The following is a 10989-nucleotide window of genomic DNA, read 5'->3' on the forward strand; positions in this document are numbered from 1 at the left end:
AGGTGTCGGAGCAGGCGATCAGCAGCGAGTCGGTGCACCGCCGGAGCGCAGCGTCTCCAGTGCCGCCAGCGCCTCGTCGAGCGAGCCCACCTTCACCAACGGCAGGTCCGGCTGGCGGTTGCGGACGGCCTCGGCGCAGTTTGCCTCCGGCACCAGGAAGACCGTGGCGCCGGCCTGCTTCGCGCCGACGAGCTTCTGCGGGATGCCGCCGATCGGGCCGACCCGACCGGTGTCGTCGATGGTGCCGGTGCCCGCGATGACCCGGCCACCGGTCAGATCCTCCGGGGTCAGCTTGTCGATGATGCCGAGGGCGAACATCAGACCGGCGCTCGGGCCACCGATGTCCTTCAGGTCGAAGGAGAGAGTGAACGGGTGCGGCTGCTGCTGCTCGATCTCGATGCCGATGCGGGGCCGACCGTCCTGTTCGCGGCTGGTGACGGTGCCGGTGCCGGCGGTGCCGGCGCGGGTGTACCCGATCCGCAGCGCGGTGCCCGCCGGCTTCGACCTGATCACCTCGGTCAGCCGGGCCGCGAGTGGCACCGGCTCGCCGTCCACCGAGGTCACCACGTCTCCCGGCTGGAGCACCCCGGCCGACGGGCCGTCGGCGGCCACCGTCTTGACCACCACCTGCACCTCGTACCCCAACTCCCGCAGCGCGGCGGTCTCCGCGCTGGTCTGGGAGACCTGGAAGTCCTCGGCGTTGCGCTGTTCGACCTGCTCCTGGGTCTCCCCCGGCGGATAGACCAGCTCGCGGGGCACCACCGCCTGCTCGTCGGAGAGCCAACCCTGGATCGCGGAACGCAGCTTGACGCCGGGTTGCACACCCACCGTGGTCAGCCGCAGCTGACCGGCGGAGGTGGAGGTCTCCCGGCCGGTGACCTGGATCACCTCCTTGCCGTCCTCCTGGCCCAGGGTGTCGACGGTGGGTCCAGGGCCGAGCACCACGTACGGCACGGGCGCACCGAGCACCCCGATGCTGAGCAGAGCGGTGAGGAGAGCACCGAGCAGGACGGTCACGCCGCGACGTCTCATGCGGCAGAGCGTACCGATCCGGACGACCGCGCCTCGGCGGCACGACGACGACTTCCGCCCTCAGCGCAACGTCGGCGCACCCGACCTGGGGCGTGGCCCGCGTACCGTAGATGTCGTGCCTGATATTCCGTTCGGTTTCGCGCTACCGGGTGGGCAGCCGCCCGACCCCAACGACCCCGCGCAGATGCAGCAGTTCATGTCGCAGTTGCAGCACCTGCTCTCCGCGCCGGGGAGCGGGCCGGTCAACTGGGACCTCGCCCGCCAGGTCGCGGCCAGCCAGCTCGCCGCGGCGGGCGACCCGGCGGTCTCGCCGTACGAGCGCAACGCGGTGGAAGAGGCGCTGCGGATCGCCGATCTCTGGCTGGAACCGGCCTCCGCGCTGCCCTCGGGCATCCGGACCGCGGTGGCCTGGAACCGCAACGAGTGGATCTTCAAGACCCTCGACGTCTGGCGCAAGCTCTGCGATCCGGTGGCGAGCCGGATGGTCGGCGCGATGGGCGACCTGGTGCCGCCGGAGGCACGGGCGCAGCTCGGCCCGATGCAGTCGATGGTGGCCACCCTCGGCGGCGCGCTCTTCGGCGGCCAGCTCGGCCAGGCGCTCGGCTCGTTGGCCGCGGAGGTGCTCTCCGCCGGCGACATCGGCCTGCCGCTCGGCCCGGCCGGCACGGCTGCGCTGATCCCGGCCAACATCCGCAGCTACGGCGAGGGCCTGGAGCTCTCCGAGGACGAGGTACGCCTCTACGTGGCCCTGCGCGAGGCGGCACATCAGCGGCTGTTCGAGCACGTGCCGTGGCTGCGCGGGCACGTGCTCAACGCAGTGGAGACGTACGCGGCCGGCATCCGGGTCAACCGGGAGGCGATCGAGGAGGCGATGGGCCGGGTCGATCCGACCGACCCGGAGTCGATGCAGGCGATCGCCCTGGAGGGCATCTTCACCCCGGAGGACAGCCCGGCGCAGAAGGCGTCGCTGGCCCGGCTGGAGACCGCCCTCGCCCTGGTGGAGGGCTGGGTCTGCCATGTGGTCGACGAGGCCGCGAACGGCCGGCTGCCGAACGTGGTGGCGCTGGGTGAGGCGTTCCGCCGCCGCCGGGCCGCCGGTGGTCCGGCCGAGCAGACCTTCGCCGCGCTGGTCGGCCTGGAGCTGCGACCCCGCCGGCTACGGGAAGCCGCCGCGCTCTGGGCAGCGCTCACCGAGCATCGGGGCATCTCCGGCCGGGACGCGCTCTGGGGCCACCCGGACCTGCTCCCCTCCGACGACGATTTCGCCGACCCGGTGGCTTTCGCGATGGCCGACGTCGACCTGATGACCGAGTTGGACAACTTCGACTTCTCCGCACCGGGCGGGCCGGAGGAGAAGGCACCGGGCGAGCCGGAGCGCCCCGACGACAGCGACGGCGGCGAGACGCGTTCCTGACCTGGTCAGCTCGTCTGGCCGGTCCCGGCGAGCAGGGCACGGGTGTTCTCCCACCCGTCGAGTGCCGGGTCGAGCCGCGCCAGGTCCGCCGGGCCGCGCAGCCGATGCCAGGACGGCGTCACCGCCAGGTCACCCGGGCGGGGCGCCGTCGCGCGCACGGCCGCGGGCACCGTGGCGTCCAGGTCCAGTGGCGGCAACCAGGCCGGTACGGGAAGTCGAGCCGCCACGCCCAACAGCCCTGGGACAGCACCGTCGACCGGGGCGAGCGCCACCGGACGGCTGGTCAACGGGCGCAGCAGCTTTCCCACGGTGAGGCCGGGCAGGTCGGGTGCGTCGGCGGCGATCACGGCGACCTGCTCGTACCGGCCCTCGGCCGCCGGCCCCAGGCCCTCCGCCCCCGGTCCAGAGCCCTCGGCCGCCGGTCCCGGGCCCGCGACCACGGCGGCGAACACGGCGTTCGGGGTCGGCTCGGGCACCTCGTAGACGGTGGTGCCGGGCCAGCGCACCGCCTCGGCCAGCCAGCGGTCGGCCGCGGTCACCGCCACTGCGGTGTCCACCTCGTTGAGGGTGGCGAGCAGGTCCACCACGTCCTCGGCGAGCGCCGTACGCCATTGGGTCGGGTCGATGCCGGGCGGCGCCCAGCGGACCGGTGCGAGCAGCGCCACCACCACACGTCTGGCCATTTCCCGACCATACGCCCGCTGCCCCCGGGCGGCCCGAGCCGAGTCGGGCGTCTGGTCGGGTCGCGGGGCGACGTTCAGGGTGCGCCGGAGACGGCCGCCACGCCCTCCAGGTAACCGCGGGCCCGTTCGGTTCGCGGGTACCTGCCGACCAGGGCCCAGAACTGGGCGTTGTGACTGGGCACGATCAGGTGGGCCAGTTCGTGCATCAGCACGTAGTCGAGCACCCAGTCCGGCATGTCCTGGAGCCGTTGGGAGAGCCGGATCGAACGGTCCGCCGGGGTGCAGGAGCCCCACCGGCCGTTCTGGTTGGTCACCCAGCGGACGCTCGCTGGCACGGCCTGGTCGCCGTAGTCGGTCAGGTAGAGCTTGATCAGCCGGGCGGCCCGGTCCAGCAGCCCCGCGTCGGAGCGGGTCAGGCGCCCCTCCCGGGCGGCGAGCCGGGCGAGCATCCGATCGACCCACTCGCTCTCCTCAGCCCGGGAGAACTGGTCCGGGATGAGGACGACGACCCGCTCGCCGTCGCGGTAGGCGGACACCGTGCGTCGCCGGCGCTGGCTGCGCCGTACCTCGACGACCGGCTTCCGCGGCCCAGCCATCAGTGGACCGCGTAGCCTCGGTTTGCTGTCACGATGGCAAGCTAATGCAGTGTGACCAGGACTCCGCAAGGGTCAGCCGCCGACACGCGCCCGGAAAATGGTGATTGGTCGCCAGGAGTCCCGAAAAAATTCTTGCCGAGGCCCTGGATGGCGTCACGATCACCGTTCGTGTTGGCGCTCCGGCTGTCACATCGGTGCCGGCAACCCCGGCTCTGACCCGCGCTCAGGGTCCCTACCAGCGGATTTGCCGACCTCCGGTCGGCGTGTCCCCGCCAAACTGCCTGCTCTGGGCCGACCTGGCGTGCACACTCTCGACGTCGCCTTGCTCACAGTGGCAATGCGCAGCTGACATGGATCCGCCCGCACCTGGGTAGGGTCCGCCAACCAGTGGTCACGTGGGTGGCCACGGCCAGCCCAGCGCGGACGCGGTAGCGACCGTCGCCGGGAAACCGCCGGAGCGTACCGACCGGTGGACGAGACGAGGAGGCACACCGTGGCCGACCAGGCCCAGACCTACAACGGTTACTGCGTCAAGTGCAAGGAGAAGCGGGACTTCGAAGGCCGCGTCGAGGTGTCGAAGACCGGCATGAACATGGCAAAGGGAAAGTGTCCGGTTTGCGGCACAACAGTGAACCGCATCCTGGGCAAGGCGAAGGTCTGACCTTCACATCACGCGCGGCGGGGGTGGCCATCGGCCGCCCCCGCCGCGCGCTGTGCGCACGGTGTCGGACAGCCGACTCAGTTACCGGCGGGTTGTGGATATCTCGCCGAATCCTGTGGACAGCCCTGGATCTGGGGCTCCCCACCTGTGGACAACGATCGACGGACAGCATGGCATCGGTCACCGTTCGTACCCATGCCCTCCTCCGCGTCCCGCCCACCGTCCCCGCGTCCCACGCTGCTACCCGGGCTGCACCGGCTCTGGCGTGACCGGCACACCCTGCAACTCGGCCTCGGCCGGGAGCGGGCAGTGCTGGTCGAGGTCGCCGACCCACGCGCCGCCCGCCTGCTCGACCTGCTCGACGGCAGCCGCAGCGAACGGCAGGTGCTGAGCGGGGCGATCCAGGCGGGAGTCACCCCGGAACACGCCCGCGCCCTGCTCGCCGCCCTGCGTACCGCCGGACTGGTGGTGCCGGCGTACACCCTGCTGCCGCGCGACCTCACTGGCCCCCGGCGGGCTCGGCTCGCCGCTGAGGCCGGCGCGCTGGCCCTCGCCGCCGCCCGGCTGCCGGGCACTCCGGCCCAGGTGCTCAGGCGTCGTCTGGCCGCCCGGGTGGTCGTGGCCGGCACCGGTCCGTTCGGTGCCGCCATCGCGGTCGCGCTGGCCCAGGCCGGCGTCGGCCACGTCCGCCCTGAGCTACCCGGACCGGTACGCCCGGTCGACCTGCTGGGCAGCGGCATCTCCGCCGCCGACCTCGGACGGCCGCTGCGTGAGGTGGTCCGGACGGTGGTCGCCCGGACGGCACCCGGCACCGGGACCGGGCCGCTGCGCCGGCACCGGCCGGATCTGGTGATCCTGCTCGGCATCGACCGCCCCGCAGCACTACTGGCCGCCGGCCACGCTCAGCGGCGGCAGCCTCACCTGCTGGTCGACCTCCGGGAGGGGGTTCCGGTGGTCGGCCCACTGGTCCGTCCACCGACCGGCCCCTGTCTGCACTGTCTCGACCTGCACCGGGCCGAGCGGGACCCCGGCTGGCCGGCCCTTGCCGCACAACTCGCCGCCGCCCCGGCCACGCCGGCCTGCGCCGCGAGCACCTTCCTGGCGGCAACCGGGTACGCGGTGAGTGAGGCGCTCAGCCACTTGGACGGCGGCACTCCGGAGACCTGCGGCGGGGCGATCGAGGTCGTCACGGCGGGCACACTCCGACGCCGGCACTGGCCGCCGCATCCCCGCTGCGGCTGCCGCGGTACGGCCGTGTCGTACGCCCAGCCCCGCCGCACGGCAGCAGCGGGCCCGCCGAGTCGGTAACAATGGCCAGGTGACCGACATCCCGCGCCGGGCCGTGTCCCGCACCGCCAAGCTCGCCGCTCTGCCGCTCGGCTTCGCCGGCCGAACCGTCCTCGGCATGGGAAAGCGCGTCACCGGGCTCGCTTCCGACGTGATCTCCGCCGAGATCCAGCAGCGCACCGCCGAGCAGTTGTTCAGCGTCCTGGGCCAGCTCAAGGGTGGGGCGATGAAGTTCGGCCAGGCGCTGTCGGTCTTCGAGGCAGCCTTGCCGGAGGAGATCGCCGCGCCCTACCGGCAGGCCCTGACCAAGCTCCAGGAGGCGGCACCGCCGCTCCCCGCCGCCAGCGTGCACAAGGTGCTGGCCAGCCAACTGGGGCCCGGCTGGCGGGACAGGTTCCTGACCTTCAACGACACCCCCGCCGCGGCGGCCAGCATCGGCCAGGTGCACCGTGCGGTGTGGCGGATGCCGGACGGCACCGGCCGGGACGCCGCCGTCAAGATCCAGTATCCGGGCGCCGGTGACGCGCTCCTCGCCGACCTCAAGCAGCTCTCCCGGCTGGGCGGCATGTTCCGGGCCATCCAGCCGGGCCTGGACGTCAAGCCGCTGCTGGCCGAGTTGCGGGAACGGATCACCGAGGAGCTGGACTACGAGCTGGAGGCCGAGTCGCAGCGGGCATTCGCCGCCGCGTACGCCGACGACCCCGAGATCTTCGTACCTGCGGTCTTCTCCGCCTCGCCCCGGGTCCTGGTGACCGAGTGGGTCGAGGGCACTCCGCTTGCCGACATCATCGCCGACGGCAGCGAGCAGCAACGCGACGAGGCGGGCCGGTTGATGGCCACGCTGCACCTCTCCGCGCCGGCCCGGGCCGGGCTGCTGCACGCCGACCCCCATCCGGGCAACTTCCGGCTGCTTCCCGACGGCCGCCTCGGCGTGATCGACTTCGGCGCGGTGGCCCGGATGCCGGAAGGTACGCCGGAGCCGATCGGCCGGATCGCCGGGCTGGCGCTGCGCGGTGACGCCGACGAGGTGATGGCCGGCCTGCGGGCCGAGGGCTTCGTCAGCACCGACGAGCCGGTCGATGCGCAGGCGCTGCTGGACTTCCTGCGCCCGATGCTGGAACCGGTCGCCGCCGACGAGTTCCGGTTCACCCGGGCCTGGCTGCGGGCCGAGGCCGCCCGGCTGGCGAGCCCACGCTCACCGGCGTACCAGTTCAGCAGGCAGCTCAACCTTCCGCCGTCGTACCTGCTCATCCACCGAGTGACGCTCGGCTCGATCGGCGTGCTGTGCCAACTGGAGGCCAAGGCGCCGTACCGCGGCATCCTGGAGCGCTGGCTGCCCGGCTTCGCCCCGGTCGGCTGATCATCGTCTCGCGCACGCTTCCTGCCGTAGCCGTAGCCTTCGTCGCCGCTGCCACCGCATACCGCTGCCGCCGCTAACCACCGTCGCCGCCGCTGCCGTCGCCGCCGCCGTCGCCGTCGCTGCCGTCGCCGTCGCCGTCGCTGCCGTCGCCGCCGTCGCTGCCGTCGCTGTGGGGAGTTGTTAATAGGGGGCCCCTGCTATGCACGAGGCGTTAACAGGGGGCCCCTCCTTGCACGTCAGTGGGCGGGGACTGCGTCCCCGCCCACTGACGTGCTCGTGCTCTTACAGAACGCCCAGCTCGCGGGCTGACCGGGCGCGGCCGGCCATGGCGACGGTGCGGGCGGATCGGGTTGCCTCAGTGCTCGTGGTGGTGCGACCGGCCTGAGGCCGGAGCATTCGAGCCCGGGACAACGCTTCGTGGAGTAGTTGCATCTCGAGGACACCGTTCGGAAGGTGCAGCATGGCGATCAAGCTCTCTCTCGTCGTCGCCGGCGTGGCACCGGCGGGGTTGGTCTGGATCGGGAACATGTCAGGCAGCCAGCCGGACGGCGCTGCGCGACGCGGCGAGGCCACTGGCCGCCAACCGCGCCTCGGCCTCGACCTGGAGCTCGGCGTCACGGGCGAGGTCCTCCTTACGCGGGCGACCCCGGGGCCGCTTACGCGGAACGACCGCGCCACGCTCGAAGATCTCGCCACCCCAGACGCCCCAGGGCTCGGCCCGCTCGACCGCACCGGCCAGGCACTCGACGCGCAGCGGGCAGTCCCCACAGAGCGACTTGGCCAGTTCCAGCTCGGTGGGCGAGTCGGAGAACCACAGGTCGGGGTCGAACTTCCGGCAGGGCAGGTTCGCCTCCGTCTCGACGCTCAGGTCAAGCGGGGCCAACGCCAGACTCATCGCCCGGTCACCTCTCTCTCGTTTTCGATCTCGTGGATCGCTTTCCGACGAACTTCGGCGGTGCAAAAAACTGAGGCCGCGGATCCCGGTATGCGGGTTCCGCGGCCTCGAGGTGAGCCGGTGGTCTGGGGTCAGACCGGTCTACCTCGAGGTGGAACACCGCGGACGTCCATCCGCTTGTTGGCGCCATCGACGCCCTTGCCCGTGAAGCCACTGGTCCCCTGGGTCCCGGTCGACGTCGGTGCGAGGATCAGCTCGGCCTGAACCTCGACCCGGTGCGCCTGCGGAGCCCACGGTCGCGCGGCGGCGACGCTGACCCGACCGACCGACAGCGGAGCCGCAGCGGCGATCAGGGCAGCCGACAGCGGAGCGACGGCAACGGGCAGCGCCATCGGACGCTGGTTGACATAGCTCTCCATCGGTGCCACCTCCTTGACGTTTCACTCGCGATCGAATCGGACACTAACCCCGTGAGCAGCCCGAACAGGCCCCCCGCTTGAGGTGTGTCCTGAGGCTATGCCCGGCGGTAGCGCGAGGGCAAACGAATTAACGGTGAGATTCAGAAACTTTTCTCTGGGCAGATTTCGTCCACCGCCGCGCCGCCCACCAGGGCCAGTACCGCCGTGCCGTACAGGCCCAGCTTTCGCGGCCCGATACCGGCGATCGCGACGAGTTCCTCGGTCCGGTTCGGCCGCCGTTCGGCAAGCGCCACAAGCGTCGCGTCGGTGAAGACGACGTACGCGGGCACCTTCTGCGCCGAGGCCACCCGCGACCGCCACTCGCGCAGCCGTTCGTGCAGCTCGTCGTCGATGTCGGACGGGCAGGTGGCGCAGCGGCCGAGCTTGCGGTCGGCCCCGGCGAGCAGGGTGGTGCCGCAGATCCGGCAGGAGACGATCCGGTTGGCACGTCGCTGCGGGCGAGGTCCGGGACCAGCGCCGGTGGCCCGCTCGGTCCCGGCGGCGGGGGCGAGTTGGGGCAGGAACCGGCAGGGCCGCCGGGCTCGCCCACCCGGCGAGCGCGCCGAGGCGTACGACAGCCAGAGCCACTGCCGGGCCCGGGTGATGCCGACGTAGAGCAGCCGCCGCTCCTCCTCGACCTGCTCGGCGGTGCGCGCGTACGTGGTGGGCAGGGTGCCGTCGGCGAGACCGATCAGGAACACCGCGTCCCATTCCAGGCCCTTGGCGGAGTGCAGGGAGGCCAGGGTCACGCCCTCCACGGTCGGCGCGTGCTGCTGCGCCGCCCGCCGGGCCAGTTCATCGGTGAAGTCGGCGAGGGTGACCTGGCGCTCGACCGTGGCGGCGGCACCTAGCGGCAGGAGTTGCGGCGTGGCGGCGTACTCCTCGGCGAGTTGGACCAGCGCGGCGAGCGCCTCCCAGCGTTCCCGGGCGGCGCCGCCGGGCGGTGGCGCGTCAGGTGCCCACCCGACGGCGGCGAGCGCCTCGACCACCGCCGTCGGCAGCGGCGTCTCACCGGGGAGAGCCCTGGTGGCCGCGCGCAGCGCCACCATCGCCTGGCGTACCTCGGTGCGTTCGAAGAACCGCTCGGCACCCTGCACCACGTACGGCACGCCGGCCTCACCGAGCGCCTTCTCGTACGCCTCGGACTGGGCGTTGACGCGGAACAGCACCGCGATCTCGCGGGCCGGCGTGCCGGCGTCGATGAGCGCACGGCAGCGGGCGGCGACCGCGTTGGCCTCGGCGGGTTCGTCGGTGAAGATCCGCCGTTCCGGTTCGGGGCCGGCCGGACGTTGGCCCACCAGTTCCAGCCGCAGCCGCGCCTCGGTCCCCCGGGCCTGCGAGATGACGGCGTTGGCGAGTCCGACCACCTGGGGCGTGGACCGGTAGTCACGGACCAGCCGGACCACTGTGGCACCCCGGTGCCGGCGCGGGAAGTCCACCAGGTACGACGAGGTCGCCCCGGTGAACGAGTAGATCGTCTGGCTGGCGTCGCCGACCACCGTCACGTCGTCCCGACCGCCCAGCCAGGCGTCGAGCAGCCGTTGCTGCAACGGGTTGACGTCCTGGTACTCGTCGACGACGAAGTGCCGGTACTGGTTGCGGACCTGCTCGGCGACGTCCGGATGCTCCTCGATGCCCCAGACCGCGGCCCGCAGTACGTCCTCGAAGTCGATCACTCCGCCGGAGCGCTTGAGCTTCTCGTACGCGGCGAAGACCTCGGCCACCTGTGCCGGCTCGTACGGTGTCTCGCGCAGCGACTTGGCCGCGGCGACGACGTACTCCCCCGGCTCGACCAGTGCGGATTTGGCCCACTCGATCTCACCGGCGAGGTCCCGGGCGGCGGTCCGGTCGGCCCGGAGGCCGGCTCGGGCCGCCGCCAGGGTGACCAGCCGGACCTTGCTGTCCAGCAGCTCGGGCATGGCCCGGCCGTCGAGCAGCCGGGGGGCGAAGTACCGCACCTGGCGCAGCGCCGCGGCGTGGAAGGTACGCGCCTGCACGCCGGCCACGCCGAGCGAGGTGAGTCGGTGGCGCAGTTCCGCGGCGGCCCGGGCGGTGAAGGTGACCGCGAGCACGTGCCGGGCGGAGATCTCGCCGGTCAACGCCCGGTGGGCGATGCGGGACGTGACCGCCCGGGTCTTGCCGGTGCCGGCACCGGCAAGCACGCAGACCGGCCCGGCGGGGGCGGTCACCGCCGAGCGTTGCTCCGGGTCGAGCCCGGCGAGCACGCGTTCCGACGCGGAGTTGACCACCACAGCGGGGAATTCTCTCAGCTACCGCCAACGTTGCAGCGGATAGCCTGGACTTGATCGGCAAGTAGCCGGGCATGATCTTGGAGGATCCCCCATGCTGACGATGTACTCCACTCCCTGGTGCGGCTACTGCCACCGGCTCAAGTCGCAGCTGGACCGGGAGGGAATCGCCTACCAGGTGATCGACATCGAGCAGGATCCGGCCTCGGCGGAGTTCGTGATGAGCGTCAACGGCGGCAACCAGACCGTCCCCACGCTGCGCTTCGCCGACGGCAGCGCCCTCACCAACCCCTCGATCACCCAGGTCAAGCAGCACCTGGCCAGCATCACCGCCTGACGCCCACCCGCCCGAAC

12 protein-coding genes are annotated in these 10989 nt (G+C 72.2%); 5 read left to right on the plus strand and 7 right to left on the minus strand.

The features are described from left to right. Positions 1 to 18: 18 nt before the first annotated feature. On the minus strand, positions 19 to 1032 hold the full coding sequence (locus C1I93_RS10230) for a YlbL family protein (RefSeq protein WP_111243007.1): 1014 nt from the start codon (positions 1030 to 1032) through the stop codon (positions 19 to 21). Positions 1033 to 1147: 115 nt separating this feature from the next. Between C1I93_RS10230 and C1I93_RS10235 the strand changes: the two genes are divergently transcribed. After that, positions 1148 to 2446 (plus strand): zinc-dependent metalloprotease, encoded by a 1299-nt coding sequence (locus C1I93_RS10235; protein ID WP_181445105.1) that lies wholly within the window; start codon positions 1148 to 1150, stop codon positions 2444 to 2446. Positions 2447 to 2451: 5 nt separating this feature from the next. On the opposite strand, the gene C1I93_RS10240 is transcribed toward C1I93_RS10235, so the two are convergent. After that, positions 2452 to 3129 (minus strand): hypothetical protein, encoded by a 678-nt coding sequence (locus C1I93_RS10240; protein ID WP_111243009.1) that lies wholly within the window; start codon positions 3127 to 3129, stop codon positions 2452 to 2454. Positions 3130 to 3203: 74 nt separating this feature from the next. Continuing rightward, on the minus strand, positions 3204 to 3725 hold the full coding sequence (locus C1I93_RS10245) for a M48 metallopeptidase family protein (protein WP_111243010.1): 522 nt from the start codon (positions 3723 to 3725) through the stop codon (positions 3204 to 3206). Positions 3726 to 4218: 493 nt separating this feature from the next. Here C1I93_RS10245 and C1I93_RS31495 point away from each other — a divergent pair, with 493 nt between their 5' ends. From C1I93_RS31495 to C1I93_RS10260, 3 genes are all read left to right on the plus strand, one after another. Further along, a complete protein-coding gene (locus C1I93_RS31495) occupies positions 4219 to 4386 on the plus strand; it encodes a DUF5679 domain-containing protein (RefSeq protein WP_012014940.1) in 168 nt (55 codons plus the stop codon). A 195-nt stretch (positions 4387 to 4581) separates the two neighbouring features. Next, positions 4582 to 5694: a hypothetical protein gene (locus tag C1I93_RS10255; RefSeq protein WP_111243012.1), complete on the plus strand. Its 1113-nt coding sequence runs from the start codon at positions 4582 to 4584 to the stop codon at positions 5692 to 5694. 10 nt (positions 5695 to 5704) lie between these two features. Continuing rightward, on the plus strand, positions 5705 to 7033 hold the full coding sequence (locus C1I93_RS10260) for an ABC1 kinase family protein (RefSeq protein WP_111243013.1): 1329 nt from the start codon (positions 5705 to 5707) through the stop codon (positions 7031 to 7033). 73 nt (positions 7034 to 7106) lie between these two features. Here the strand turns inward: C1I93_RS10260 and C1I93_RS32365 are convergent, their stop codons facing one another. From C1I93_RS32365 to C1I93_RS10280, 4 genes are all read right to left on the minus strand, one after another. Next, positions 7107 to 7238, minus strand: a complete 132-nt coding sequence (locus C1I93_RS32365; protein WP_258378274.1) for a hypothetical protein — start codon at positions 7236 to 7238, stop codon at positions 7107 to 7109. A 324-nt stretch (positions 7239 to 7562) separates the two neighbouring features. Further along, positions 7563 to 7928, minus strand: coding sequence for a WhiB family transcriptional regulator (locus C1I93_RS10270; RefSeq protein WP_111243015.1), 366 nt, complete (start codon positions 7926 to 7928; stop codon positions 7563 to 7565). 131 nt (positions 7929 to 8059) lie between these two features. Next, positions 8060 to 8347, minus strand: coding sequence for a hypothetical protein (locus C1I93_RS10275; RefSeq protein WP_111243016.1), 288 nt, complete (start codon positions 8345 to 8347; stop codon positions 8060 to 8062). Between the two features lie 140 nt (positions 8348 to 8487). Then, on the minus strand, positions 8488 to 10638 hold the full coding sequence (locus C1I93_RS10280) for an ATP-dependent DNA helicase UvrD2 (RefSeq protein WP_111243017.1): 2151 nt from the start codon (positions 10636 to 10638) through the stop codon (positions 8488 to 8490). Between the two features lie 91 nt (positions 10639 to 10729). On the opposite strand from C1I93_RS10280, the gene C1I93_RS10285 reads away from it, so the two are divergent. Continuing rightward, on the plus strand, positions 10730 to 10972 hold the full coding sequence (locus tag C1I93_RS10285; RefSeq protein WP_111243018.1) for a mycoredoxin: 243 nt from the start codon (positions 10730 to 10732) through the stop codon (positions 10970 to 10972). The last annotated feature ends 17 nt before the right edge of the window (positions 10973 to 10989 follow it).

Source organism: Micromonospora endophytica (genome assembly GCF_003236305.1).
GTDB lineage: Bacteria > Actinomycetota > Actinomycetes > Mycobacteriales > Micromonosporaceae > Micromonospora > Micromonospora endophytica.

Excerpts from the sequence above, each read along its gene's own strand:
- C1I93_RS10270 (WP_111243015.1), bottom strand. The coding sequence starts at position 7,928 with ATGAGTCTGGCGTTGGCCCCGCTTGACCTGAGCGTCGAGACGGAGGCG.
- C1I93_RS10240 (WP_111243009.1), bottom strand. The coding sequence starts at position 3,129 with ATGGCCAGACGTGTGGTGGTGGCGCTGCTCGCACCGGTCCGCTGGGCG.
- C1I93_RS10285 (WP_111243018.1), top strand. The coding sequence starts at position 10,730 with ATGCTGACGATGTACTCCACTCCCTGGTGCGGCTACTGCCACCGGCTC.
- C1I93_RS10275 (WP_111243016.1), bottom strand. The coding sequence starts at position 8,347 with ATGGAGAGCTATGTCAACCAGCGTCCGATGGCGCTGCCCGTTGCCGTC.
- C1I93_RS10230 (WP_111243007.1), bottom strand. The coding sequence starts at position 1,032 with ATGAGACGTCGCGGCGTGACCGTCCTGCTCGGTGCTCTCCTCACCGCT.
- C1I93_RS10245 (WP_111243010.1), bottom strand. The coding sequence starts at position 3,725 with ATGGCTGGGCCGCGGAAGCCGGTCGTCGAGGTACGGCGCAGCCAGCGC.
- C1I93_RS10255 (WP_111243012.1), top strand. The coding sequence starts at position 4,582 with ATGCCCTCCTCCGCGTCCCGCCCACCGTCCCCGCGTCCCACGCTGCTA.